21 protein-coding genes and 1 pseudogene are annotated in these 26,051 nt (G+C 71.9%); 13 read left to right on the plus strand and 9 right to left on the minus strand.

Translation table 11 applies throughout. From position 1 onward, the window contains the following. The first annotated feature begins 241 nt into the window (after positions 1-241). Together ACFRFC_RS14300 and greA are read left to right on the plus strand one after the other, a co-directional pair. A complete protein-coding gene (locus tag ACFRFC_RS14300) occupies positions 242-640 on the plus strand; it encodes a DUF4307 domain-containing protein (RefSeq protein ID WP_382684559.1) in 399 nt (132 codons plus the stop codon). Positions 641-867: 227 nt separating this feature from the next. Next, on the plus strand, positions 868-1,368 hold the full coding sequence (greA, locus tag ACFRFC_RS14305; RefSeq protein ID WP_382684557.1) for a transcription elongation factor GreA: 501 nt from the start codon (positions 868-870) through the stop codon (positions 1,366-1,368). 155 nt (positions 1,369-1,523) lie between these two features. Here greA and ACFRFC_RS14310 read toward each other — a convergent pair whose 3' ends face one another. Next, positions 1,524-2,432, minus strand: a complete 909-nt coding sequence (locus tag ACFRFC_RS14310) for an NAD(P)-dependent oxidoreductase (protein ID WP_382684554.1) — start codon at positions 2,430-2,432, stop codon at positions 1,524-1,526. A gap of 59 nt (positions 2,433-2,491) precedes the next feature. On the opposite strand from ACFRFC_RS14310, the gene ACFRFC_RS14315 reads away from it, so the two are divergent. Continuing rightward, entirely contained in the window at positions 2,492-2,932 is a 441-nt protein-coding gene (locus ACFRFC_RS14315; protein WP_382684552.1) for a MerR family transcriptional regulator, read from the plus strand. Between the two features lie 687 nt (positions 2,933-3,619). On the opposite strand, the gene ACFRFC_RS14320 is transcribed toward ACFRFC_RS14315, so the two are convergent. The 3 genes from ACFRFC_RS14320 to ilvA all read right to left on the minus strand — a co-directional run bounded on the left by ACFRFC_RS14320 (position 3,620) and on the right by ilvA (position 6,934). Further along, positions 3,620-4,465 carry an ABC transporter permease gene (locus tag ACFRFC_RS14320; RefSeq protein WP_382684550.1) on the minus strand — a complete coding sequence of 282 codons (846 nt, stop codon included), beginning with the start codon at positions 4,463-4,465 and terminating at the stop codon, positions 3,620-3,622. Next, positions 4,462-5,487 (minus strand): ATP-binding cassette domain-containing protein, encoded by a 1,026-nt coding sequence (locus tag ACFRFC_RS14325; RefSeq protein ID WP_382684547.1) that lies wholly within the window; start codon positions 5,485-5,487, stop codon positions 4,462-4,464. The genes ACFRFC_RS14320 and ACFRFC_RS14325 overlap by 4 nt, the downstream gene beginning before the upstream one ends. A 217-nt stretch (positions 5,488-5,704) precedes the next feature. After that, the gene (ilvA, locus tag ACFRFC_RS14330; protein ID WP_382684544.1) at positions 5,705-6,934 is read right to left on the minus strand and encodes a threonine ammonia-lyase; all 1,230 of its coding nucleotides are present in this window, start codon (positions 6,932-6,934) and stop codon (positions 5,705-5,707) included. 161 nt (positions 6,935-7,095) lie between these two features. On the opposite strand from ilvA, the gene ACFRFC_RS14335 reads away from it, so the two are divergent. The 3 genes from ACFRFC_RS14335 (at position 7,096) to ACFRFC_RS14345 (ending at position 8,659) form a co-directional block, all read left to right on the plus strand. Further along, the gene (locus ACFRFC_RS14335; RefSeq protein WP_382685132.1) at positions 7,096-7,602 is read left to right on the plus strand and encodes a MarR family winged helix-turn-helix transcriptional regulator; all 507 of its coding nucleotides are present in this window, start codon (positions 7,096-7,098) and stop codon (positions 7,600-7,602) included. A 291-nt stretch (positions 7,603-7,893) separates the two neighbouring features. Beyond that, entirely contained in the window at positions 7,894-8,409 is a 516-nt protein-coding gene (locus ACFRFC_RS14340) for a sigma factor-like helix-turn-helix DNA-binding protein (protein ID WP_382684541.1), read from the plus strand. A gap of 10 nt (positions 8,410-8,419) precedes the next feature. After that, positions 8,420-8,659, plus strand: coding sequence for a hypothetical protein (locus tag ACFRFC_RS14345; RefSeq protein ID WP_382684538.1), 240 nt, complete (start codon positions 8,420-8,422; stop codon positions 8,657-8,659). A 42-nt stretch (positions 8,660-8,701) separates the two neighbouring features. On the opposite strand, the gene ACFRFC_RS14350 is transcribed toward ACFRFC_RS14345, so the two are convergent. Continuing rightward, complete coding sequence (locus tag ACFRFC_RS14350) at positions 8,702-9,856, minus strand: cystathionine gamma-synthase (RefSeq protein ID WP_382684536.1); 1,155 nt, start codon at positions 9,854-9,856, stop codon at positions 8,702-8,704. A 121-nt stretch (positions 9,857-9,977) separates the two neighbouring features. Between ACFRFC_RS14350 and ACFRFC_RS14355 the strand changes: the two genes are divergently transcribed. The 6 genes from ACFRFC_RS14355 to ACFRFC_RS14380 all read left to right on the plus strand — a co-directional run bounded on the left by ACFRFC_RS14355 (position 9,978) and on the right by ACFRFC_RS14380 (position 19,050). Further along, positions 9,978-11,096, plus strand: a complete 1,119-nt coding sequence (locus tag ACFRFC_RS14355; RefSeq protein WP_382684533.1) for a hypothetical protein — start codon at positions 9,978-9,980, stop codon at positions 11,094-11,096. Between the two features lie 1,061 nt (positions 11,097-12,157). Next, complete coding sequence (gene msrA, locus ACFRFC_RS14360) at positions 12,158-12,826, plus strand: peptide-methionine (S)-S-oxide reductase MsrA (RefSeq protein WP_382684531.1); 669 nt, start codon at positions 12,158-12,160, stop codon at positions 12,824-12,826. 407 nt (positions 12,827-13,233) lie between these two features. Beyond that, entirely contained in the window at positions 13,234-13,635 is a 402-nt protein-coding gene (locus tag ACFRFC_RS14365) for a hypothetical protein (protein WP_382684528.1), read from the plus strand. After that, positions 13,622-14,737 carry a caspase domain-containing protein gene (locus ACFRFC_RS14370; RefSeq protein WP_382684525.1) on the plus strand — a complete coding sequence of 372 codons (1,116 nt, stop codon included), beginning with the start codon at positions 13,622-13,624 and terminating at the stop codon, positions 14,735-14,737. Before ACFRFC_RS14365 ends, ACFRFC_RS14370 begins: the two co-directional genes overlap by 14 nt. Positions 14,738-14,774: 37 nt before the next feature. Further along, positions 14,775-16,853: a restriction endonuclease gene (locus ACFRFC_RS14375; protein WP_382684523.1), complete on the plus strand. Its 2,079-nt coding sequence runs from the start codon at positions 14,775-14,777 to the stop codon at positions 16,851-16,853. Positions 16,854-17,115: 262 nt separating this feature from the next. Continuing rightward, positions 17,116-19,050 (plus strand): sigma-70 family RNA polymerase sigma factor, encoded by a 1,935-nt coding sequence (locus tag ACFRFC_RS14380; RefSeq protein ID WP_382685130.1) that lies wholly within the window; start codon positions 17,116-17,118, stop codon positions 19,048-19,050. A 25-nt stretch (positions 19,051-19,075) separates the two neighbouring features. On the opposite strand, the pseudogene ACFRFC_RS14385 reads toward ACFRFC_RS14380, so the two are convergent. Together ACFRFC_RS14385 and ACFRFC_RS14390 are read right to left on the minus strand one after the other, a co-directional pair. Further along, positions 19,076-19,330: pseudogene (locus ACFRFC_RS14385) on the minus strand (VOC family protein); the annotation flags it as partial. A 42-nt stretch (positions 19,331-19,372) separates the two neighbouring features. Next, complete coding sequence (locus ACFRFC_RS14390; RefSeq protein ID WP_382684521.1) at positions 19,373-20,413, minus strand: NAD(P)-dependent alcohol dehydrogenase; 1,041 nt, start codon at positions 20,411-20,413, stop codon at positions 19,373-19,375. Between the two features lie 173 nt (positions 20,414-20,586). Between ACFRFC_RS14390 and ACFRFC_RS14395 the strand changes: the two genes are divergently transcribed. Further along, positions 20,587-21,471, plus strand: coding sequence for a helix-turn-helix domain-containing protein (locus tag ACFRFC_RS14395; protein ID WP_382684519.1), 885 nt, complete (start codon positions 20,587-20,589; stop codon positions 21,469-21,471). Between the two features lie 79 nt (positions 21,472-21,550). On the opposite strand, the gene ACFRFC_RS14400 is transcribed toward ACFRFC_RS14395, so the two are convergent. Next, on the minus strand, positions 21,551-24,880 hold the full coding sequence (locus ACFRFC_RS14400; protein ID WP_382684516.1) for a S8 family serine peptidase: 3,330 nt from the start codon (positions 24,878-24,880) through the stop codon (positions 21,551-21,553). 187 nt (positions 24,881-25,067) lie between these two features. Then, complete coding sequence (locus tag ACFRFC_RS14405; protein ID WP_382684515.1) at positions 25,068-25,751, minus strand: ABC transporter ATP-binding protein; 684 nt, start codon at positions 25,749-25,751, stop codon at positions 25,068-25,070. Positions 25,752-26,051 lie beyond the last annotated feature (300 nt).

Genomic DNA, 26,051 nt, shown 5'->3' on the forward strand with positions numbered 1-26,051 from the left:
TCGCAGCTGGTCAGTCAAGACTCATTCCTCAGTCAACAGGGCGCCCGGGGTGACCGGGCGCGACGGACGGTTGCCGGCCCGTCACGTCGGGCGGGGGCGGGGGTCCGGTGTCGGGCGGGCGGCTTCTATAGTGACCGAATCGGAGGGCCAATAATTCCGGAGTCCGACTCCGGGGCCCCTTTTGGGACAGCGTCCGGGACTCGACTTCGGGCCGGTCCCGCCCGTGGCCGAGAGGACGATCATGAGTACGGTGAGCACGCGACCGCCCCAGGGCCGCTACGGCCGGGCTTCGGACGAGCGCGCGGACCGCACCCTGAAGGTCGTCGGCGCCTCCCTGGGCGCCGTGCTGCTCGCCCTGCTCGGCTACTTCGCCTATCACTACGTCGGCCAGAACAAGATCAGCGGCGAGATGATCAGCTTCGAGCTGGGCGAGGACGCGGTGCAGGTCCGGCTGAAGGTGGAGAAGGACGCGGGTGCCGTCGGCTACTGCACGGTCCGCTCCCAGTCGGAGGACGGCGCCGAGGTCGGCCGCGCCGACTTCCGCTTCGACGGGGACGCCACCAGTCTCGACGAGGTGGTCACGCTGCGGACGACGGCCGCCGCCACGTCGGCCGAGCTGCTCGGCTGTCAGGCCGACTGACGCGGAGTGTCCGACCGGCGCGGAGTGTCTCCGACCGGCGCGGACTGTCCCCGACTGACGCCGCGAGCAATACCTCTTCGCTGACCTGCGTTGACGGGATTTTGGTGACTTATGTCCTCCCCCTCCCGCTCTTGAATTGTTAGGCTCGTGGTTTCGCCCACTCAGGAAGGAACATCCTTCTGGGTAGGGCGATGCTTTGTATTCCCAGTACCGACGAGGAGCACCCTGTGACCCAGACCAGCGAGAACGTCACCTGGCTGACCCAGGAGGCGTACAACAAGCTCAGGGAAGAGCTTGACTACCTTACTGGTCGTGCGCGCACGGAGATCGCCGCCAAGATCGCCGCCGCGCGCGAAGAGGGCGACCTGCGCGAGAACGGCGGGTACCACGCGGCCAAGGAGGAACAGGGCAAGCAGGAGCTGCGCGTGCGCCAGCTGACTCAGCTGCTGGAGAACGCCCAGGTCGGCGAGGCACCGGCCTCGACGGACGGCACCGTGGCGCCCGGGATGGTCGTCACCATCGCCTTCGACGGCGACCAGGACGACACCCTGAGCTTCCTGCTCGCGTCCCGCGAATACGCCAGTTCCAAGATCGAGACCTACTCGCCGCAGTCCCCGCTGGGCAGCGGCGTGATCGGCCACAAGGTCGGCGAGGACGCGGAGTACGAACTGCCCAACGGCAGGAAGGCGTCCGTACGCATCCTGAAGGCGGTCCCGTACAGCGCCTGATCTGACGCATCGCCCTGGGCCCTCGGCATCCTGCGGGATGCCGGGGGCCTTGTCTTGGGCGGGGGGGCCTGTCGTGGCCGGGGGCCCTGTCCTGGCCGGGGGCCCTGTCCTGGCTGGGGGCCTGTTCTGGCCGGGGCGACGGTCCGGGCCCGCCGTCACGACACCTGTGCCGCCTTCTTGAAGACCTCGAACACGGCCAGATAGTTCTCGCCGCCATGGCCGTCGGTGATCGCCTGCTCGGCGATGGCCTGCATCAGCCTCGGCTGGTCGGAGTGGATGCCCTGTTCCACGCTGGTGCGGGTGATGTGGGTGAGCGCGTTGAGGTTCATCTCCATGGTGCCCGCGTCGCCGGGGTAGGTGCCCTGGTCCAGGTCGGGTGCCCGCCCGGTGAGGACGGGGTCCACCACCGAGGGCATGAACCACTTCAGCGCGAGATCGGCGAACGTGACCGCCGGTACGCCCGCCGACCCGACCAGGGCCGTGGCGTGCAGAAAGCCGTTCATCGTCGCGTACATCATGTCGAGCAGGGCCGCGTTGTACAGGACCGCCAGGCTGGGGTCGGCGCCGAGGTAGCGGGGGTCGCCCATGCTCGCCAGCGTCACCCGGTACTCGTCGAAGACGTCCTGCGGGCCGCTGTAGAGGAAGACGGACCCGGGGTGCCCGACGAGCGGCGGCGGCACCATGATCGCGCCGTCCAGATAGCCGACGGCCCGCTCTGCCGCCCAGGCGACGGCGGCGCGTGCCTCGTTCGGGGTGCCGGAGTTGAGGTTGACCAGTGCGCGGCCCCTCAGGGCGTCACCGGCGGGGTCGAGTAGCGGGTACATGGTCTCGTAGTCCTTGAGACACAGGATCGTGACGGGGCTCGCGGACACGGCTTCGGCGACGGTCGCCGCGCGGTGGGCGCCCTGGGAGACGAGGGTGTCGGCTTTCTGCGGGGTGCGGTTCCAGACGGTCGTGGGGTGGCCGTGCTCCAGCAGCGTCGCGGCGAGGGCGAGGCCCATGGGACCGAGGCCGATGACGGTGACGGGTGCGGGCTGCGGGCTTGCTGATCGCTGGTTCGTCATGCCGAATAGACTGCTGTCTCACATCGATGTGAGAGTCAAATGAACGTGGTGGTCGTCACATGCGTATCGGGGAGTTCTCGCGGAGGACCGGGGTCAGCCAGCGCCTGCTGCGCTACTACGAGGAGCAGGGGCTGCTCAGGCCGACGCGGCGGCCCAGCGGATATCGCGAGTTCGCGGAAGAGGACGTGGCCACCGTCCGGGGCATCCGCATGCTGCTCGGTGCCGGTCTGGGCACCGCCACGATCGCCGAACTGATGCCGTGCATGGTCGACGACGGGAAGATCCTGGCGCCGGTCTGTTCCGGCATGCTGCCCGACCTGCACCGGGAGCGTGACCGCATCAACGAGGCCGTCGCCGACCTGCTGACCGCACGGGACACCCTGGACGCCGTCATCGCGGCGACGGCGACGGTGACGCCGGCGGACGGGGGCGAGGACGTCCCGGACGCGTGTCAGACGGTCGGGGCCGGGGCGAGCGCCGAGGGGCGGGGCGGGCTCTGAGAGTCGGGGCGGGCCTCTGAGGGGCTGGGCTGGCCTCTGAGGGGCGGGCAGGTCCTGAAAGGCGAGCGGGCACTGAGTGTCGGGTGGCCGCCGAGCGTCGGGGTGGGCGTTGCGATCTCCCGTCCCCTGCGCGAAGTGGGCGGAGCTGCACTCGGTCGGGTCCGTGGTGCCTCACCACTACGCCGACGTCGCCGACCTCGCCGGTCCGTCGTGCCCCATCACAACGCCGACCTCGCCGGTCCGTCAGTCCATCGGCGTCGATCCATGACCAAACCGGCGGGCGGCCGACAGGCGGAGCAGAAGCCGTCCCCAGGCCCGGTTCGGCGGGCGTGGCTCGCGGCATTCGCGGCTTCATCTCCTCTCCTCGGCCCCCTTCGCGGCGAGTTCTCGGGCATCCGAGAGCTTTCCGCGTCGCGGGGACAGCCCGCATGGGTGCTGACGGTGGCGGCGGCCCGAAGTCGGTCCGTTGCGTTGTCCAGGGCCCGCGCCAGGGCTCGGCCCAAGGTCACTTCGGCGGCATCGGACCACCTCGTCCGGGCATCGGCCAGTCGGCCACGGGGGCGGAATCCCGGCCCCGTCGGCAGGCCGTGGCGATGGGGGATGTGGCCCGGGCACGCGCGAAGGGCCAGGAACCGGTGGTCCGGTCCTGGCCCTTCCGGGGGTCCCCGCCTCGCGTACGCGGTCCGGTCAACCGCCCGCGCTGCGGTACTTGCGTACCGCCAGGGTCCGGAACACCACGATGATCAGGACGGACCAGATCAGTGACGCCCAGACCGGGTGCTGCATGGGCCAGGCGTCCGACGGGGAGACCCCGGGGTTGCCGAAGAGTTCTCGGCAGGCCTGGACCGTCGCGCTGAAGGGGTTCCAGTCGGCCACGTGCTGGAGCCAGGGGGTCATGCGGCTGCTGTCCACGAACGCGTTGGACACGAAGGTGACCGGGAACAGCCAGACCAGGCCGCCGGAGGTGGCCGCCTCGGGGGTGCGCACGGACAGGCCGATCAGCGCGCCGACCCAGGTGAACGCGTAACCCAGCAGAAGCAGCAGGCCGAACGCGCCGAGCACCTCGCCGAAGCTGGTGTGGGTGCGCCAGCCGACCAGCAGGGCGACGACCGCGAGCACGAACAGGGTGAGCGCCGTCTGTACCAGGTCGGCCAGGGTCCGCCCGGTGAGGACCGCGCCACGGGCCATCGGCAGCGAGCGGAAGCGGTCGATCAGGCCCTTGTGCATGTCGTCGGCGATGCCCGCGCCCGCGCCCGCCGTCGCGAAGGTGACGGTCTGCGCGAAGATGCCCGCCATCAGGAACTCGCGGTAGACGGCGGGGTCGGTGGTGCCCCCGATGTCCATGGAGCCGCCGAAGACATAGCTGAAGAGGACGACGAACATGATCGGCTGGAACAGGCCGAAGATGATCATCTCGGGGATGCGCGACATGCGGATCAGGTTCCGCTTGGCGACGACCAGTGAGTCCCGCATGGACTGGACCACCGGGTTCGTGGGCGGGGCGATGGCCACCGCGTCCTTGACGGCGCTCACTGCGCGGCCTCCTCTTTCTTCTGCTTGCGGGCCTTACGGTCGCCCTGTTCTGCGTCCGCCGCGCCGGTGCCCGTGTCGTTCTCCTCGGCCACGTGGCCGGTCAGGGAGAGGAAGACGTCGTCCAGAGTCGGGCGGCGCAGGCCGATGTCGTCGATCTCGATGCCCCGGGTGTCGAGATCGCGGATGATCTCGGCGAGCAGCTTGGCGCCGCCCGTGACGGGGACGGTGAGCTTGCGGGTGTGCTGCTCGACCGTGGTCTCGCCCTTGCCGAAGCCGCGCAGCACCTCGGAGGCGGTGGCGATGTCGTCCCGCTCGTGCACGACGACCTCGACGCGCTCGCCGCCGGTGCGGGCCTTGAGTTGGTCGGAGGTGCCCCGGGCGATCACCCGGCCCTGGTCGACCACCGCGATGTCATGGGCGAGGTGGTCGGCCTCCTCCAGATACTGGGTGGTGAGCAGGAGCGTCGTACCGCCGGAGACCAACTGTTTGATGACCTCCCACAGTTGCTGGCGGTTGCGGGGGTCGAGGCCGGTGGTCGGCTCGTCCATGAACATCACCGGGGGGCGGACCACGAGGGCCGCCGCCAGGTCGAGCCGGCGGCGCATACCGCCGGAGTAGGTCTTGGCGGGCCGGTCGGCCGCGTCCGCGAGATTGAACTGGTCGAGCAGCTCGGCGGCGCGGACCTTCGCGGCCTTGGCCTTCATCTGATAGAGCTGGCCGACCATCTGGAGGTTCTCCCGGCCGGTCAGATATTCGTCGACCGCGGCGAACTGGCCGGACAGGCCGATGGAGCGCCGGACGTCGTTGGGCCGCTTGAGGACGTCGATCCCGGCGACGACGGCCCGGCCGCTGTCGGGGCGCAGCAGGGTGGTCAGACAGCGTACGGTGGTGGTCTTTCCCGCGCCGTTCGGCCCGAGCAGGCCCAGGACGGTGCCTTCCGGGACATCGAGGTCGACGCCGTCCAGTGCCCTTACGTCGCCGAAGGTCTTGACCAGACCTTCGGCGTAGATGGCGCCTGGCATATGAGTCTCCACAGGGTCATGGTTGGTTCGAGTAACTTCGAGAGGAACTTCGAGAGGAATGTGGACAGGGGCGGTCTTGGCCGCCCGGCGGATGGCGAGATCAGTGCCACGCGACACACCATAACGCGATGTATCGCGTCTCACAACGTGGTTTTCCGTGATTCCCCTGCACGGGGGACAAGAAGGCGCTGACCTGGGCTTTCTCCGCCCCGGGCGCTCAGTCGATGACCGTGTACCCCGCCTCGCGCAGGGCCCTGCCGACCTCGGCGCAGTGCACCGGCCCCTTGGTCTCCAGGTGCAGCTCCACCTCCGCCTCCGTGAGCCCGAGCCGTGGATCGGTCCGTACGTGACTCACATCGAGGACGTTAGCGTCCACCACTGACAACGCCCCGAGGAGCGAGGCGAGGGCGCCAGGACGGTCGGTCAGCCGGAGCCGAACGGCCAGGTAGCGGCCCTGCGCGGCCATCCCGTGCCGCAGCACCCGCTGCATCAGCAGCGGATCGACGTTGCCGCCGGACAGCACCGCGACCACCGGTCCCCCGATGCCGCCGGTGTCGCTCAGCAGCGCGGCGACCGGGCTCGCCCCGGCCGGCTCCACGACCAGCTTCGCCCGCTCCAGGCACAGCAGCAGCGCGGCCGACAGCGCGTCCTCGGAGACCGTACGGACCTCGTCCACCAGTTCCGCGCAGATCGCGAACGGCACATCCCCCGGCCGTCCGACCTTGATGCCGTCGGCCATCGTCGCCGGCTGCCCGATCGCGACCGGACGCCCGGCCGCCAGCGACGGCGGATACGCCGCCGCGCCCTCCGCCTGCACCCCGATGATCCGTACGTCCGGCCGCAGCGCCTTGACGGCGACCGCGATCCCCGCCGCGAGCCCGCCGCCGCCCATCCCGACGACGATCGTGCGGACCTCCGGGCACTGCTCCAGGATCTCCAGCCCGACCGTGCCCTGTCCGGCGATGATGTCCGGGTGGTCGAAGGGGTGGATGAACACCGCACCTGTCGTGCGGGCGTACTCCTGCGCGGCGGCCAGTGTCTCGTCGACGACCTGACCGTGCAGCCGCACCTCGGCGCCGTACTCCCGGGTCGCGCTGATCTTGGGCAGCGGGGCGCCCTGCGGCATGAACACCGTCGCCCGCACCCCGAGCAGGGAGGACGCCAGGGCCACGCCCTGTGCGTGATTGCCGGCGCTCGCCGCGACCACCCCGGCCGCCCGCTCCTCCGGCAGCAGCCCGGCGATCCGCACATAGGCGCCGCGCAGCTTGAACGAACCCGTCCGCTGGAGGTTCTCGCACTTGAGGTGCACCGGGGAGCCGGCCAGCTGGGTCAGATAGCGGCTGCCCTCCATGGCGGTCACCCGCGCCACACCCGACAGCATCTTCTGCGCGCCGCGTACATCATCGAGCGTGACCGGCGCGAGAGGGGGGGGCCTGCGGTGGTTCATGGCTCAAGTCTCGCAGTTCACAGGCGGCGCGCGCGGGTGTGACCAAGCACCGAGACCGGTTTTCGCAGCGTCGGTACGGCCCACCCTCCAGCCGCGTACCCTGTCCCCCAACCTGGCACCCAGCATGAAGTGAGCCTCCGGCCATGCCCACAACACCTGACATGTCGATGGACATGACGACCGTCGGTGACACCGGTCTCCTCGACACGATGCAGCACGAGGTCGCGGTGTTCGCACGCCGTGCCGAACAGACCCGGCTCGGCGGAGTCGGTCAGGTGCGCAACTCCATGGACCGCGCCGCGTATCTGCTGCTCAACCGCCTCGACAAAGAGGGCCCGATGGGCGTCAAGGCACTCGCCTCCAGCATGGGCATCGACTCCTCCACGGTCACCCGGCAGGTGGCCCCGCTGGTCGACACCGGGCTGGTCAAGCGGACCTCGCACCCCGAGGACGGCCGCGCGGTGGTGCTCCAGCTCTCCCCGCGCGGGCTCTCCCGGCTGGAGGAGGTGCGCTCCTCGCGGCGCCGGCTCATGGCCGAGCTGACCGAGGACTGGGCGCCGGAGGAGCGCGAGGCGTTCTGCACGCTCCTCACCCGTTTCAACCGCGCGCTGTCCTCCCGGATGTCGGCCCAGGGCGAACCGGTGGCCGAATCACCGAACGGCACCTGAGCGGCCCGCCGCCCGGTCCGGCCGGGCGGCCCGGCCTGGCGGCCCCCTCCCGGTCCGGCCTCCCGTCGAGCCCAGCGGCCCACCCGCGCGCGATACGCGCCCTTGCCGCACCGCCCGTACCCCGGCGCCCCCGCAGCACCCGCCGCATCCCGCCCCGCACCGGACCATGCACGGTTCTTGACCGGCGGGGCGTGGCTGGCCTCAGATGAGTGCGACATGGGTGCGAGATGAGTGCGAAGGGCGGACGGCTTCCTGAGCCGTCCCGCCGATCGGCCCCAGGGGGGAGGCGCGGTGCGAGAACGGCGTACGACGGTGCATGGCGCGCGCCGGGACCGGGAGTTCGAGGCGTTCGTCGCGGGCGCCTCGGGCCGGCTGCTGCACACCGCCACCCTGCTCACCGCCGAACTCCCCGGCGACAACCCGCGCGCGCGGCACCTGCTCACCCTCGCCCTCGCGCATACGTACGCGTCCTGGGACCGCCTGCACGGCGAGGATCCCTACAGCCGGGCCCGCCAGTACCTCGCGGACCGCTTCGCGCGCGCCGCCTGGCATGAGTACGGGGCGTTCGGCCGGCCTCGTCCGCATCCGCACAGCACCCTGGCCGGGCTCGCACCGCGACAGCGGCTGATCGTCGTCCTGCGGCTCTACGAGGGGGTCCCCGAGCAGCAGACCGCCGCGCTGCTGGGCCTGCCCGTCGAACGGGTCCGCGCCGTCTGCGACCGCGCCACGGCGACTCTGCTGCACCCGCCCCGGCGGCCCGCACGGCCGGTCCCCGCGACGCAGGTGCCCAGGACGGCGGCCTCATGAGGAGCACGCGGTGAGCCGGGCCGACCGCGAGGCCGCCGCCCGCCGGATCCTGCGACGGAGCCCGCCCCCGGTGCCGCCGGAGCTGCACCGGGAGGCCGTGCGCCGGGGCAGCCGCGTACTGCGCCGCCGGCGGATCGCGCTGCGCCTGATGTGGCTGCTGATCCTGGCCGCGTCCGTGGCCCTCGCCGTATGGGCGCTGACCGCGCGCCCGTGGGTGGAGCCGCCGTCGGAGACGACTCCGCCCTGGTGAGGTGGTGAAGAACGCGTCCGCGCGGCCGGGGATCGGTGAGGGTCAGGCGAGGGCCTGCTGGAGGTCCCCCAGCAGATCGTCCACGTTCTCGATGCCTACGGAGAGCCGGACCAGGTCGGCGGGGACCTCCAGGGCCGAGCCCGCGACGGAGGCGTGGGTCATCCGGCCCGGGTGCTCGATCAGGGACTCGACACCGCCGAGGGACTCGCCCAGCGTGAAGACCCTGGCCCGGTCGCAGACCCGCACGGCCGCCTCCTCGCCGCCCTCGACCTGGAAGGAGATCATGCCGCCGAAGGACCGCATCTGCTTGGCGGCGATCTCGTGACCGGGATGGTCGGGCAGGCCCGGGTACAGCACCCGCGTCACGCGCGCGTGCCGGGTGAGCATGTCGGCGATCTTCACGGCGTTCTCGCTGTGCCGGTCCATGCGCACGGGCAGCGTCTTGGCGCCGCGCAGCACCAGCCAGGAGTCGAACGGCCCGGCGACCGCGCCCATGGCGTTCTGGTGGAAGGCCAGTTCCTCGCCGAGCGTCTCGTCGCGGACGACCAGGGCGCCGCCGACGACGTCGGAGTGGCCGCCCATGTACTTGGTCAGGGAGTGCACGACGACATCGGCGCCGAGCGAGAGCGGCTGCTGGAGATAGGGCGTGGCGAAGGTGTTGTCCACGACCAGGCGGGCGCCGGCGTCCCGGGCGATCTGGGCGACGGCCGCGATGTCGGTGATGCCGAGCAGCGGGTTGGAGGGGGTCTCCACCCAGACGGCCTTGGTCTTCGGGGTGATCGCGGCGCGCACGGCGGCGGGGTCGCTGGTGTCGGCGACCGACCACTCCACGCCCCAGCGGGCGACGACCTTGGCGAACAGGCGGAACGTGCCGCCGTAGGCGTCGTTCGGGATGACCACGTGGTCGCCGGGGCTGAGCAGCGTACGCAGCAGGCAGTCCTCGGCCGCCAGTCCGGACGCGAAGGCGAGGCCCCGGCGACCGCCCTCCAGGGCCGCGAGGTTCTCCTCCAGGGCGGTCCTGGTCGGGTTGGCGCTGCGGCTGTACTCGTAGCCGCCGCGCAGGCCGCCGACACCGTCCTGCTTGTAGGTGGACACCTGGTAGATCGGCGGGACGACCGCCCCGGTCAGGGGGTCGGCGGTGTTGCCCGCGTGGATCGCGAGCGTCTCGAAGTGCTGACTGATGTGCCTGTCGCTCATGGGCCCCGAGCGTAGTCCGCCCGTGGGGCGGGTGTCGGCGTGACGGCCGGTGGGCGGAGAGTTATCCACAGGCGGGGGGCCAGGTTGGCCAATTGTCGGCGCGGTCTGGTTCGCTTGAGGCATGGAGATTCTCTGGGTCCTGATGGCGCTGCTCATGCTGGGCTTCGTGCTGGGTCCGCTCGTCCTGCGCAGGCGGCGCGGCATCGAGCAGGTCCCGCCCGGCCACCCGGACGCGGCCGACCCCGCGAACTACGGCTTCGTACGGCAGGAGGAGCTGGACATCCGGATGCCCGGCCCCGACCAGGATCTGCTGGACGTCCTGGACCTGGTGCAGCGCACGCAGGACTACCGCGCTGCGGCGCAGTTGCTCGCGGGCACGGGCGCGGGGGGTGAGCTGCGCTGGCAGCGGGTGCAGGCGTTCGCGGGCGCGGCGTCGCTGGAGCTTCAGCAGCGGCCGGGGGGCGTGGGCGAGACGCCCGGCGGGCAGTGGCTGCGGGTGTGGCGCGCCGAGCAGCCGAAGGACGCGGGCGGGGCCGCGGTGCACGCGGAGTTCCTGGTGCAGCAGGCGTGGCGGACGGCGACGCCGGGCACGGACGACTTCCGGATCATCATGGAGGAGGCGAGGGCGGCGTGCGGCGAGGCCGCGCTGCTCGCCCCCGGTGATCCGGTCCCGTACATCGTGGAGCTGTCGGTCGCGCGGGGGCTCGGCTATCCGCGTGCGGAGTTCGAGCAGCTCTGGCTGAAGATCCTGGACCGGGCGCCGAACCACATGGGCGCGCATCTGGCGGCGCTGCACTACTGGTGCGAGAAGTGGCACGGCTCGCGGGAGCTGGCGTACTCGTTCGCGGAAGCGGCGGCGGCGCGGGCGCCGAGAGGCTCGCTGCTGGCGGCGATGCCCCTGTTCGCGGTGTTCGAGCATCTGCCGGAGGTCAATCTGGTGGCGGGCTTCTACCAGAGCCAGGTGGTCACCAAGGCGGTGCACGGCGCGCTGCACGCGGTGCACTCGGCCCGCGCGGACGACCCGATGCTCGCGCATGTACGCCACCTTTTGATCTTCTTCCTGGTCCGCTCCGAGCGCTGGGCGGAGGCCATGGCCCAGCTGACCCACGTCGACGGCCATGTGGGCGCCCTGCCCTGGACCCTGTCCCCGGACCCGGCGGCGGAATTCGCGGTGTACCGCGCGCTGGCGGTGGCGGGCTACGAGGCGAACGGGGGGAGCCCGGCGACGTTGCGGCACTGAGGCGGGGGGCTGTGGCGCAGGTCTGGGGGCCTGTGGCGCAGGTCCGGGGTCCTGTGGCGGGGGCTGTGGCACAGGGGCCTGCGCGCCGCTGACGCCGGGGGCCGGGCGGCCCTGTTTCCGGTGGCCCGGCGACGTTGCGGCGCTGAGGGCGGGGGATTGCGCGCGCAGGCCCGGGGCCCTGTGGCGGAAGGGCCTGCGGAGGAGGGGCCTGCGCGCCGCTCACGCCAGGGGCCGGGTGCCCTGTTTCGGTGGCCCGGCGACGTTGCGGCGCTGAGACCGGGGGATTGCGTCGCAGCCCTGGATGGCCCGGCGGCGGAGGGGACTGCGCCGCAGGGCAAGCGGCCCGCCAGCCCTCTCGCCAGCTGCTCGGCGCCACCTGACCCCGGACAGCCCGGCAGCGCTGCCGCACTGAAGTCGGGGGCTTGCGCCGCCGCTCCGGATGGCCCGTGCGGCCGAGGTGCCTGCACCGCCGGGCCAGCGACCCTCCGACCCCCTCCCCGCCGACCCGGCGACACTAACCCCGGACTGCCCGGCGACACTGCCGCACTGAAGCCGCAGGGGCTTGCGCCGCCACCCCGGATGACCGCTGCGGCCGACGAGCCTGCGCCGCTGCCCCCGACGGACCGGCGGCGCTGGGGCCGAGCACCGTGCACGGCTGACGCCTCCGACCCTGTTCCCAGCGGCCCCGCGCCACTGACCCGGTGGCGGCCTCGCAGCCCGTGTCCGCGGCAACCTCACACCACCACCCCCGGCGGCGGGCCAAGCACCGTGCACCACTGACGCCTCTGAGCCTGTTCCCGGCCGCCGACCCCGGTGGCCCCGCGGCCCGTGTCCGCGCCAACCCCGCACCACCGCCCCCGCCTCCCGCCCCCGCCCCCGGGGCCCACCGCCCCAGGAGCCCCGCACCCCCACCCCCGGCCGCCGCACGCCACACCCCCGCCCCGGCCGCCCAGCCTCGCGGCACCGCCCGACCGGCTCCGAACCGTCTCCGAACCGCCTCCGGACCGGAATTCCGGGGGTCCGCCATACGTTGATGTGGTCGACCCCGATTGGAGACCGCGATGTTCCTGCACAGCCGTACGCCCCAGCTGCCCTCCCCCGAGCAGGCGCTGCGGGGACGCCCGGAGCCGGCCTTCAGCGTCCCCGACCGTCACACCGTTCTCGGCACCCCGCTCAGCGGCCCCTACCCCGACGGCCTGGAGGTCGCCGACTTCGGCCTGGGCTGTTTCTGGGGCGCCGAGCGCAAGTTCTGGCAGCTCCCGGCGGGCGTGTACACGACCCTGGTCGGCTACCAGGGCGGGTCCACCGAGAACCCGACCTATGAGGAGGTCTGCTCGGGCCTGACCGGTCACACCGAGGCGGTCCGCGTCGTCTTCGACCCGAAGGTGATGTCGTACGAGTCGCTCCTGAAGACGTTCTGGGAGTCCCACGACCCCACCCAGGGCTTCCGCCAGGGCAACGACGTCGGCACCCAGTACCGCTCCGCGATCTACACCCACTCCCCCGAGCAGGCCGCCTCCGCCGATTCCTCCCGCGCCGCCTACCAGAAGGTCCTCACCGCCTCCGGCTACGGCACGATCACCACGGAGATCCTCCCGGCGCAGGACCGCACGTTCTATCCGGCGGAGGGGTACCACCAGCAGTACCTGTACAAGAACCCGGCCGGATACTGCGGCATCGGCGGCACGGGCGTCTCCTGCCCGATCGGCGTGGCCAAGACCGGTGGATGACCGCCCAGGACCACACAGGACCGCACAGAACAACACAGAACCAACGGCCGCCGAGCGGAAACGGTCCCGGACACCAAGGCGCACGCGCGCCTAGAGCCGGACGAGCGGGCGGGCGCGCACTCCGGGCGGCGGCCAAGATGGCCACCGCCCGGATGACGTCGCCGCCCTGCCGCAGGCAGTCCCAGCAGATCCCGGCTCCCCCTCCGCCCTCCGCCTTCCCTGTCAACTTCGCCCCCCAACCGGACCGGGCGGCGGCCGATCACTCCCCGCAGCCCGGACCCGCCACCCAGAAACGCAGGCCAAAAACGCAGGCCGGAAACGCAGGCCGGAAACGCAGGCCGAAAACCCGGATCCCGGACCGTCCCACCCCCACCCCCCAACTCCCCCTTTCTGCCAAGATGTTCGGCATGAGCGTCGCGGAGGTCCGGATCGTCGCGGGTACCGGGGGCGGGTCCGATGAGCGGGAACTGGCGGATGCCGTACGGCAGTTGCGGGAGATGCTGGTGCGGCGGCGGGTGGGGGACGTCGTGCCGGCCGGGGGCGGCAGCGCGCCCGTCGGCAGCAAGGCCGGGGAAGTGATCCTCGCCGGGACGGTGGTGCTCACGCTCGCCCCGCAGCTGATCGGCGCCGTCGTCGCCGTGGTGCAGGCTTGGTCCGAGCGGGCCTCGGGGCGCAGTGCCAAGCTGGTGTTCGCGGACGAGAGCCTGGAGATGACGGGGCTCTCGGCGGGGCAGCAGCAGGAGCTGATCGACCGGTTCCTGGAGAGAACCGCCGGTTCCGGGGAGGGCGACGGCGATGGGGGCGCGTAAGGCCCTGCTCGTCGCCACCGGGCGGTACGAGGACACCCGGTGGAATCCGCTGGAGGCCCCCTCGCGGGACGCCGCCGAGCTGGGCCGGGTGCTGGCGGATCCGGCGATCGGGCGCTACGACGTCACCTCCGTCGTCGACCAGCCCGCCTACGCGATCCAGCGGACCCTCCAGCGGTTTCTCACCGACGCCGAGCGGGACGACGAACTGCTCGTCCACTTCTCCTGCCACGGCATCAAGGACTACGACGAACGGCTCTACTTCGCCGGTACGGACACCCTGCGCGAACCCCGGCTCCTCCAGTCGTACGCCGTGCCCGCCGCGTTCGTCAGTGAACAGCTCCAGTGGTGCCGGGCGGACCGCAAGGTGCTGCTGCTCGACTGCTGTTTCAGCGGGGCCATCCGGCCGGGGGCCAAGGGGGACGGCGACAGCGCCGGGATCGGCTTCGGCGGGTTCTTCCGGGGCAGCGGCACCGTCGTCATCAGCGCCACCGACGAGATCCAGCTCGCCTTCGAGGTCGCCCCGGGTGGCAGTGGCGCAGGCGCCCTGTCCGTGTTCACCGCCGCCCTCGTCCACGGGCTGCGCACCGGCGCCGCCGACCTCGACGCGGACGGGCTGATCTCCGCCCTCGATCTGCACCGGTACATCAGTGCCGAGTTGCACGCCGCCCGTACCCGGCAGACCCCCAAGCTCTGGATCCTGGACGGCGTCGGCGACCTCGTCATCGCCCTCGGTAAGGGAGAGGGGAGAGAAGGGGAGAGGGCGACCGGCCCCGCCCCCGACACCCCCGACCCCTACGAACCCGGCCCTCCCCCCACCGCCCTCCTCCCCGAGGACATGCAGCCCACCACCCTCTCCGGCATGGCGGAAGGCACCGTCGCCTACACGCTCCCCTGGGCGATGTGGGCCGACGAGAACCGGCGGCTGTGGCTGCACCCCGACTACCCCGCCGACGAGGAACCCGGCGGGACCGTCGAGATGAAGATCCTCCGGGTGCCGGGCGGCTTCCATGTCTGGCCGCCGCCCGACCATCACTACCAGCCGGGACCTCCCGCTTTTGTCGGCGCCCACGGGAAACTCCCGGTTCTCAAGCTCGTACGGTAAACATCATTCATCGGTGGGGTGGGAGGGCGGGGAGCGGATGAGTCGGCGGTCTGCCGGGCTGGTCGGGGTGTGGGCGGAGATGCAGCGGCAGCAGCAGCGGCTGGCGGCGGCCGAGGCGCAACGGCAGCGGGCCGAGGCGCAGTTGGCGCAGCGGCGGCACAACCAAGCGGTCCGGGAGTACAAGGAGCAGCGGCACGCCGAGGCGCGGCGGCGTACCGACGAGCTGGAGGCGCGGGTCGAGGCGTTGCGGCAGCTGCTGGTGACCGGCTGTCAGGCGCCCGGCTTCGAGGTGTCCGCGATGCTGCGGGGGCTGGACGTACCGCCCTTCGATCCCGGGGCGCTCGCCTGGCCGATACCCATGCCGGACCCGGCGCATTACCCGGCGCAGGGCGGCTGGACCGCGCACCAGCGGGAGCGGGCGCAGGCCGAGGCGCGGGCCCGGTTCGAGCACGACTGGCACGCGGCCCAGGCCGCCGAGGCGCAGCGGCAGCGGCAACTCGGGGAACGGCAGCGCGAGTACGAGCGCTGGGCCGAGGGCCGGCGGGCCGAGGTGCGGCGGCACAACGACGGGGTGGGTGAGGTGACCGAGGGGGTCCGGCGCCGGGAGCCGGAGGCGGTCGTCGAGTACTTCACGGGCGCGCTGTACGCCTCCACCGCCTGGCCCGTCGACTTCCCCCGCCAGATCTCCGCCGCCTACGACCCGGCGGTGCGCCAACTGGTCCTGAACTGGGAGCTGCCGCCGTACGCCGTGGTGCCCGAGGCGAAGTCCGTGCGGTACGTCGTCGGCGAGGACCGGGACAAGGAGACGGCCCTCCCGGTGACCCGCCGCCGCACGCTGTACCGGGAGGTGCTGGCGCAGTGTGTGCTGCTGACGCTGCGTGAGCTGTACCGATCCGACGCGTACGGCGCTCTGGAGTCCGTCGCCCTCAACGGCTTCGTCGATGAGATCGACCCCGCCACCGGGCGCCGGTCCCAGATCGTGCTCGCGACCGTCATGGCGCCGCGCGCCCTCTTCGCCGGGCTGCGTCTGGACCAGGTCGACCCGGTGAGCTGTCTGACCGAGGCGCTGCGCGGCCAGCTCGCCGCCCGCCCCGACCAGTTGACGGCGGTACGGCCGGGGCGGCGGCCCGACGACGTGGGCGGCGGGGTCGTCACCCATGACGACCAGGCGCCCGACCTGGGTGACGAACCCGATCTGTACGCCATGGACCCGGTCGCGTTCGAGGGGCTGGTCGCCGAGTTGTTCCGGGCGATGGGCATGCGGGCGGTGACCACCGCGCGGTCGAACGACGGGGGTGTGGACGTCGACGCGGTGGATCCGGCGCCGATCCGGGGCGGGAAGATCGTCGTCCAGGTCAAGCGCTACCGCGCCACCGTGCCGCCCACCGCCGTACGCGATCTGTACGGCACGGTCCAGGACGCCGGTGCCAACAAGGGCGTCCTGGTGACCACGTCGGGCTTCGGCCCCGGTTCGTACGCCTTCGCGCACGGCAAGCCGCTGGAGCTGGTCGGCGGCCCCCAGCTCGTCGATCTGCTGCACCGCCACGGGCTGCGCGGGCGGCTCGGCGACAACGGCCGCACCCCCGCCCCGGCCCCGTCAGCGGCTCCCCCGCCCCCCGAGGACCCCGGCAGCGGCCACAACACGCTCGGCATGTCCTGGTCCGGCACGGTCGCGCTGGACGTGTGCGCGCTGGTCTGCCAGGGCGAGCGGGTGCTCGGCGACGACCACTTCGTCTTCTTCAACAACGCCCGCACCCCCGACGGCTCGGTCCGCGCGGCCCTCGCCGCGCCGCCGGACAAGGCCGCGCTCCGGGTCGGCTTCGACGCGCTGCCGACGGGCTCCGACCGGCTGGTACTGGTGGCCGCCGTGGACCCGGAGGTGAATCCGGACGCCGATCTGTCCGGTTTCACCGATGCCCGGATCCGGCTGCTGGACCCGGCCGGGGGCGAGCTGGGCGTGCTGGAGGTGTCCGACGGACGGGCCGGGGAGACCGCCCTGGTGCTCGGTTCCTTCCGGCGGCGGACCAGCGGCGACTGGGACTTCGTCCTCGGCGGGAAGGGGTACGCGGGCGGGCTTGAGCAGCTCATCGGGGACTACGGCATCGAGGTCGAGTAGGCCCCGCGCGCTCGGGTGCCCCGGTGGCCCCCCTTAGCAGACATCCGGCCCGGCCCGCCATGGGCACCGTCACGTCCGTTTCGTCCCGCGCTCCCGCTCGAACACCCCTACGATCCCGTACTCAGATTTCTGTTATCGCCTTTCTGTTATCGCCGCCGCCCGCGCCAGGTCTCCCGTGTGTCGGAAGGGACGGCCGAGAACGCCGAGAACGCCGAAAACAGGGTCGACCGGAGGAGAGCGCGTGGGCAGGGACGAGGGCAGGGTGGGAGACGGAGCGAGGGGCGGGGAAAGTGGCGGGGCGAGAGCGGGTGCCGCTGCGCTGGTCAGGGCGGCGCAGGAGGGTGATCAGCGGGCCCGGCAGGAGCTGATCGCCCAGTATCTGCCGCTCGTCTACAACATCGTCGGACGGGCCCTGAACGGCCACGCCGATGTCGACGACGTCGTCCAGGAGACGATGATCCGGGCGCTGAACTCGCTCGGTTCGCTGCGCGAGCCGGACCGCTTCCGGTCCTGGCTGGTCGCCATCACGATGAATCGAATACGTGGCCATGTGCACGCCCACCGGACCGCGCCGGTCGTCCAGGACTCGCTGCACGAGGCGTACGAGGCGTACGACGTCCCCGATCCCGGCGCCGACTTCGTGGACCTGGCGATCCTGCGGCTCGGACTCGCCGGGCAGCGGCGGGAGGTCGCCGAGGCGAGCCGCTGGCTGGACGACGACGACCGGGCGCTGCTGTCGCTGTGGTGGCTGGAGGCCGCCGGGCGGCTGAGCCGGGCGGAGGTCGCCGCCGCGCTGGAACTGTCCCCGCAGCACACCGCGGTACGGGTGCAGCGGATGAAGACGCAGCTGGAGTCGTCGCGGGTGGTGGTGCGGGCGCTGGCCACCGTGCCCCGGTGTGTGCTGCTGGGCGACGCGGTCGCGCACTGGGACGGGGTGCCGTCGGCGCTGTGGCGCAAGCGACTGGTGCGGCACACCCGGGACTGCACGGTGTGCGGCGGGCTGGGCCAGGGGCTGGCCCCCGCCGAGGGCCTGCTGGTCGGACTCGCGCTGGTACCGGTCGGAACCGGGCTGGCCGCCACGGCGATCGGACGCCCGGATCTGGCTACCGCCGGCACCGGTGTCTGGCCCCCGGATGCACGGGCCGCCGACACGATCTGGCCACCGGACGCGCTGGGCGCCACCACCAACTCGCCGCGGGATCCGCTGGGCACCACCCCCAACTCGCCGCCGGACCAGCTGGGCACCACCCCCACCTGGCCCGCAGATGCACTCACCCCCACCCCAACCGGCCCGCCAAACCCGCTCACCACCCCCACGACCGGGCCACAGAACCCCCTCGCCACCCCCACGACCGAGCCGCCAGACCCCCTCACCACCACCGCGCCCCAAGACCCGGTCACCCTCGCCTCGGACAGTGGCGGCCGGTCCGGCCGGCTCCAGCAGCGCCACACCCTGCGCCGCAGGCGTCGCCGCCGGGTCGTCGTGGCCGCGTTCGCCGCGCTCGTGACCGGCGGCGGGACCATCGCGCTGCTGACGCCGGACGACGGGACGGACGTACCGTCATCGGCCGTCCGGGAGAACGCCGACGCCACCGCCGCCCGCACCGCCCCGGACCCCTCCTCCGCGCCCGTCTCCGCCTCCCCCTCCGCCTCGGCGTCGCCGAGCCCGTCCGCGTCCCGCTCCCCCTCGCCGTCCGCCTCACCGTCCCCCACCAGGAAGCCGAGCCCGTCCGCGAGCAGCACGCCCCCTGCCCCCGAACCCACGCCGAGCAAGACCTCCGTACCGCCCCCGCCGCCCCCGCAGGCGCCGCCGACCACGTTCGCGGGCCAGGTGCTGGAGTTGGTGAACGCCGAGCGGGCCGACGCCGGTTGCTCGCCGGTCCGGCAGAACGCGGCCCTGGACAGCGCGGCGCAGGGGCACTCCGCCGACATGGCCGCGCGGGACTTCTTCGACCACACCAACCCGGACGGCGCCGACCCCGGCGACCGCATCACCGCGGCGGGCTACCGCTGGAGCACCTACGCCGAGAACATCGCCATGGGGCAGCAGACCCCGGCGGAGGTGATGCAGTCCTGGATGGACAGCCCCGGCCATCGCGCCAACATCCTCAACTGCTCGGTGGAGGAGACGGGTCTGGGGGTGTACGAGGGGGCGGGCGGCCCATGGTGGACGCAGGTGTTCGGTACGCAGCTGTGAGCTGGACCGACCGCCCACCCGCACCTCAACCTCCGGCCCCGCCTCCGCCTCCGCTCCCACAGGGCCGCGTGAGGATCTCCAGGACGTGCCCGTTCGGATCGTCGAAGTAGGCGCCCCGGCCCCCGTCCTGGTGATTGATCTCACCCTCGCGGGAGTGGTAGGGGTCGGCCCAGTACGTCACTCCCGCCTGCCGGATGCGGCCGAAGAGGGCGTCGAAGTCGTCCTCGGAGACCAGGAAGGCGTAGTGCTGGGCGGTGATGGCGCCGCTGGTGTCCGCGTATCAGATACCTCAGGTACCTGGGAAGAAGATCCCTCGGCTCCCTCAGATCGTCGACGCGTCGATCACGAACCGGTAGCGGACATCGCTGGCCAGCACCCGCTCGTACGCCTCGTTGATCTGGTCCGCGCGGATCACCTCGATCTCGGCGCCCAGGCCGTGCGCGGCGCAGAAGTCGAGCATCTCCTGGGTCTCCGGGATACCGCCGATGCCCGACCCGGCGAGGGTCTTGCGGCCGTCGATCAGCGCGAACAGGTTGAGCGAGATCGGCTCCTCGGGGGCGCCGACGTTCACCAGCGCGCCGTCGGTGCGCAGCAGGCGCAGATACGCGGCGAAGTCGAGGGGCGCGGAGACGGTCGAGACGATCAGGTCGAAGGTGCCCGCCAGCTCCTGGAAGGTCTTGGGGTCGCTGGTGGCGTGGTAGTGGTCGGCGCCCAGCTTCAGGCCGTCCTCCCGCTTGCGCAGGGACTGCGACAGCACGGTGACCTCGGCGCCGAGCGCGTGGGCGAGCTTGACGGCCATGTGCCCGAGGCCGCCCAGGCCCACCACGGCGACCTTCTTGCCGGGGCCGGCGTTCCAGTGCCGCAGCGGGGAGTACGTGGTGATGCCCGCGCACAGCAGCGGGGCCGCCTCGTCCAGGCCGATGCCCTCGGGGATCCGCAGGACGTAGTTCTCGTCGACGACGATCTTCCGCGCGTAGCCGCCGTACGTCGGCTCACCGTCCTTGCCGATGGCGTTGTACGTCCCCACACCACCGCCGGTGCAGTACTGCTCCAGACCGGCCTCGCAGTTCCCGCAGGTACGGCAGGAGTCGACCAGGCAGCCGACGCCCACCCGGTCGCCGACCGCGTACCGGGTGACGCCGGGGCCGACCTCGGCGACGATGCCCGCGATCTCATGGCCGGGGACCATCGGGAAGATGGCCTCACCCCAGCCCTCACGGGCCTGATGAATGTCGGAATGACAGATTCCGGAGAAGGCGATGTCGATCAGGATGTCGTGCTCGCGGACCGCCCGGCGCTCGATCGTGGTGCGCTCCAGGGGCGCCTTCGCGGCGGGGGCGGCGTATGCGGCAACGGTGGTCATGCCCGGGTTCTCCTCTGCGTAGGACGGAGCGTGTCCGGCCGACTTCCGCCGGACACTCACCCCAGCCTGCGCGCGGCTCCCCTGTTTACCCAGGTCACGGCCTTGCGTACGTTTGCTGTGCCTACTACTGGCCGGGACAGGCTGGTGGGCGTACGACCGGGAATACTTGAGGCATGGACTCCATGGACAGACCTGCCATAGCGGACCGGCGGGCCGAGCTGAGCGAGTTCCTGCGCACCCGCCGGGCCCGGCTCAAGCCGCAGGACGTGGGGCTGCCGGACTTCGGGCGGCACCGCAGGGTGCCGGGGCTGCGCCGCGAGGAGCTGGCACAGCTGGCCGGGGTCTCGGTGGCGTACTACACCCGGCTGGAACAGGGCAATGGCCGCAATGTGTCGGCGGAGGTGCTGAGCGCGATCGCGCGGGCGCTGCGGCTGAGCGATGCCGAGCAGGCGCATCTGACGCATCTGGCCAAGCCCAAGCAGCACAAGAGGAAGCCGGCCGGGCGCGGCGCCCAGCAGGTGCGGATCGCGCTGCGGCAACTGCTCGACACCTTCGACACCGTCCCGGCGTACATCACCGGGCGGCGCTGCGACATCCTGGCGTGGAACCCGATGGCGGCGGCGCTGTTCGGTGACTGGGGCGCGCTGCCGGAGCGGGAGCGCAACTGGGCGCGGCTGGCCTTTCTGCGCCCCGATTACTGCGACCTCTTCGTCGACTGGGAGCAGAAGGCGATCGACATCGTCTGCCTGCTGCGGATGGACGCGGGCTGCTATCCCGACGATCAGCGGCTGTCGGCGCTGGTGGGCGAGTTGTCGGTGAAGAGCGAGGATTTCCGGCGGCTGTGGGCCACCCATGATGTGAAGGAGAAGACCCACGGGATCAAGCTGCTGCGTCATCCGCTGGTCGGCGAGCTGGAGCTGCGCTACGAGTCGTTCCACCCGGCCGGGGACAGCGAACAGTGCCTGATCACCTATCACGCCGAGCCGGATACTCCGTCGGCGGAGGCTTTGCGTCTGCTGGCCAGCTGGGGGGCGGACGCCAGCAGGGCGGCTGTCTGAGAACCGCGTACACCCCCCACCGGCCCGCGGCTGAAGAACAGCCACGGGCCGGCAGGAGGCCAGGGTCGGTCAGTCGCCGCTACTTCGCGTAGTACGCGTTGTAGAGGGAGATCGTCGACTTGTTGTTCTGCTTGTCGGTGATCTTGGCGTGGAAGGAGACCGCCTTGCCCTTGGCCGGGCTCTTCACGGAGACCTTGCCGCCGGTGACGGTCCGCTTCTTCCAGGTCTGCCCGTAGTCGTACGAGACGTACACCGACAGCGACTTGAGGTTGCCGCCCTTGGCGGCGCCCTCGACGACCACCGGCACGGACAGCGTGCTGCCCGCGGTGACCTTGCTGTCGGCGCCGGTCGGCGCCTGGAAGCGGGCCGTGGAGGCCGGCAGGGTGACCGGGCCCGTGGTCTTCTTGGACCGGAAGGTCCAGCCGGCGTCGATCCGGGTGGACGCGGCGGCGACCTTGACGCTGCGCTTGACCGAGGTCGTCAGCCGGTACTCGGCGTCACCGGCGGGGACCTTGAAGACCTCCTCGCCCAGCAGCGGATCGGTGTGGGAGCCGACCTTGGTGCCGTTGCGGTACAGGGTGGTGGCTGCCGAGGTCAGCTGGGAGATACCGGGGTTGCGCTGGGAGTCGGCGAACAGCGGGATCTGGCCGCCGATCTCGTTGACGTCCCGGTACAGGCCGAAGCCGTTCGTCAGGGTGGGCCCGAAGACGGCCCGGTGGACGGTCCGGCTGTAGCTCTTGCCGCCCTTGAAGGCTGCCTCGCCCGCGACGCCGTAGGCCGCCTCCAGGGTCGGGAAGCCGTTCGCGTCGGGGGCGCCGTACTGCTCGAAGTCGATGTCCCAGAGGACGCCGCCCTGCGTGGACAGATACAGGGTGCGGTTCGCGGGCAGCTTCTGCGGGACCGAGATCGCGGAGGCGCCCAGGCCGGGCAGCCAGCCGACGGCGGTGACGCTGCCGGTCTTGCCGGCCGACGGGGCGCCCGCGCTCACCTTGACGGTGGCCAGGTCGGCGGCCTTGTAGTGCTTGGTGTAGCCGGTGGCCACCTGCTTGACGACCGACCCGGCGGTGACGGACCACTGCGTGCCGGTGCCCTTGACCCAGTGGCCGTCCCACTGCTGCGACAGCGACCCGTCGGTGATCTGCGGGCCGAGGTGCGCGGTGCGGAAGTTGGTGTACGAGTTCAGCCACCAGCCGAAGCCCCACGCGGAGTCGCCCACCTGGAGCGTGTACTGCGGTGCGGCGAACTCGGACGTGGCGCCCGCGTCCGGGACGGTGATGTTGACCGGCTTGGCCTTGCGGGCGTCGACGGTGACCGTGGTGTTCTTGGTGACGCTCAGCTTGGGCTGGGCCAGCCAGTCGGCGCCCTTGCTCAGATCGTCCGGGTCGGCGTACAGGGCTGCGTCGAGCGCGTAGGTGCCCTTGGGGACGCGGACCGTGGCGGTGCCGTCGGCGTCGTGGACCGATTCGTAGGAGTCCTTGCCGAGGCCGGTCAGGCCCACCAGGCTGGTGTTGTAGTTCGTCGCCGGGGCGCCGGCCCGGTCGAGGTGGCGGACGGTGAGGTCGTACGACTCCACCTCACGCGTCACGGCCGCGGCCGTACGGACGCTCTGCCCGCCGCCGGTCGCGGTGACGAACGCCGAGTAGGCACCGTCGACCGTGCCGCCGAGCTTGGTGTTGACGGTGAGGCCGACGGAGGCGGTGCCGCCCTTGGGGACGGTGACCTTGGTCGCGCCGAGGGTGAAGAACCCGGCGGGGGCCGCCTGGCCCTTGGGGTTGACGGCGGTGGCGGACAGGCTGAGCGTGACGTCCTGGCCGCCGAGGTTGCGGTAGGTGACCTGCTGGGTGACCGGGGTGTCGTCGGTGTGCGGCCACTGCTGGGTGCCGAAGCTGACCGAGACCGGGTCGGCGATCACCGTCTGCGCGATCGCCCTGTCCACCTGGATACGGCCCGAGCCCTGCTGGAAGGCCGTGTAGTTGCCGCCCTTGGTGGAGCCGGTCAGCGCGCCCTTGATCTGGGCGGACGTCCAGTCCTGGTGCTGCTGCCTGAGGATCGCGGCGGCACCGGCGACATGCGGGGTCGCCATCGACGTACCGTCGATCGTCACATAGCCGGCCGGGTTCTCGCCGACCTCCTGGGCGATGAGGCTGCCCTTCGCGGACGCGGCGGTGATGGCCACACCGGGCGCGGTGACGTCCGGCTTGATCGCCCCGTCACCGACGCGCGGGCCGGTGGAGGAGAAGCCGGCCAGCTTGTCCTGGTCGTCGACGGCGCCGACGGTGAGGGCGGCGTCCGCGCTGCCGGGCGAACCGACGCTTTGGGGGCCCTCGTTGCCCGCCGCGATGGCGAACACGATGTTCTGCTCGGCGGACAGCTTGTTGACCGCCGCCTCCAGCGGGTCGATCTCCGGGGTGTCACCGCCGCCGAGGCTGAGGTTGACGACGCCGGCGCCCTGCTCGGCCGCCCACTCCATGCCGGCCAGGATGCCCGAGTCGTCGCCGAAGCCGTTGTCGTCGAGGACCTTGCCGTTGAGGATCTGCGCGCCGGGCGCGACGCCCTTGAACCTGCCGCCGGACTTGGCGCCGGTACCGGCCGCGATGGACGCGACATGCGTGCCGTGGCCGTACTTGTCGGTGGCGTCGGCGGCACCGGTGAAGTTCTTCGACGCGACGACCTGGCCCTTGAGGTCGTCATGGGTGGTGTCCACGCCGGTGTCCAGGACGGCGATCTTGACGCCCGTGCCGTCGTAGCCCTTGGTCCACGCCTGGGGGGCGCCGATCTGCGGGACGGACTTGTCGAGGGCGACCTCACGGACGCCGTCGAGCCAGACGGTGGCGATGCCGGAGGCGGCGCTGTCGCCGTTGGTGACCGCGGCCCACAGGTCGGCGGTGTCGTCCTTCGGCGTCTGCACGGCGTCCGCGTTCAGGGACTTCAGGCTGCGGCGCAGGGTCCCCGCGTCCCGTACGTCGTCCTTGGCCGCGGCGGCGGCGCCCTGGTAGCCGACGATGACCTTCAGGCCGTTCTTCTGCGCCTTGCGGGACGCGGAGGTGTTCAGCTCGGTCACATCGAACAACCGCTGGTCGAGCTTGCCGGTGGCGACCAGCCGGGCCGCGTCGGCGGGTATCACAAGGGTGTGTCCGTCCGCCTGGCGGACCTGGACGGGTATGTGCTCACGGCCCTTTGCGGGCTCCAGGCCGGTGACCCGGCCCTTCGCGTCCACGGTCACCCGGTCGCCGGTGATCAGCGTGATCCGCTGCTTGCCCGCGAGGGCGGAGGCCGCGCCGGATGCCCCGGCACTGTCCGCGCCCGTCTCGTCGTTCGCGGACGCCGGGCTGGTCAGGCCCGCCGCGAGAACCACGGCCGCGGCTGCGGCGACGGTCGCCGCGCCCGCACTCTTCTGTTGTCTGCGCAAAACTCCCCCTGGAGCTGAGGTACCGGGTGCCCTTCGGTGTTCACCCGGCCGGGGGTGGTCTCGTACATGTGCGCGTACACCCCCCGGGTGACGCAGTATGCCGGGGGGTGATCACGTACCTCAATAGGGGTTTCTGTCACGACTTTGCTTTAAGTCGCCTGTGAGGAACCCATGTTGTTCCTGTATGTCAGGAGCCGTTGTTCTCCCGGACGCTGATCTTGCCCTTGCGGATGGTGGCGAGCCGCGGGGCCTTACGGGCGATCGCCGAGTCGTGGGTGACCATGATGAAGGTCAGCCCGTGCTCCTTCCACATGGTCTCCAGTACGTCCATGATCTCGTCGCGCATCGACTCGTCGAGGTTGCCGGTCGGTTCGTCGGCCAGCAGCACCTTGGGGTTCTTCACCAGGGCGCGGGCGATGGCGACGCGCTGCTGCTGGCCGCCGGACATCTCGCCGGGGAGGTGGCCGAGCCGCTCGCCGAGACCGACGGACTTCAGGGCCTCGGCGGCGCGTTCGGCGCGGTCCTTGGACTTGATGTGGAGCGGGACCAGCGCGGTCTCGACGTTCTCCTGGGCGCTGAGCGTCGGGATCAGGTTGAAGCTCTGGAAGACGAACCCGATGCTCTCACTGCGGACCTTGGTCAGCCGGGCCTCGGGAAGCCGGGCGAGATCGGTCCCGTCCAGCACGATCTCCCCGGAGGTGGGCCGGTCCAGCCCCCCGAGCATCTGCAACAGGGTGGACTTGCCACCACCGGTGGGGCCCTGGATCACGAGCCGGTCCCCATCGGCGATGGTGAGATCGATCCCGGCGAGGGCATCCACGGATTCCTTGCCACGCTTGTAGCGCTTGGTCACTGCCCTTAGTTCGTACATGTGCGGTGGCTCCTGGGGTGGTGAGGGGGGTGGTACGGGAGGAGGCGGGTGGCGGGCGGCCGGGACCGGGTGGCCCGAGCCCGGTCCGTGGCCGGAGGCCCGGGGCCGGGTGGCCCGAGCCCTGAGGCCGGGTGGCCGGGTGGCCCGTAGCCGGGTGGCCCGAGCCTGGGTGGCCCGAGCCCTGAGGCCGGGTGGCCGGAGGCCGGTCGCCGAGGGCCAGTTGGCCAGAGGCCGGAGGCCGGGTGGCCGGAGGCCGGGTGGCCGGAGGCCGGGTGGCCGGAGGCCGGGTGGCCGGAGGCC

The organism is Streptomyces sp. NPDC056734, assembly GCF_042790455.1.
GTDB lineage: Bacteria > Actinomycetota > Actinomycetes > Streptomycetales > Streptomycetaceae > Streptomyces.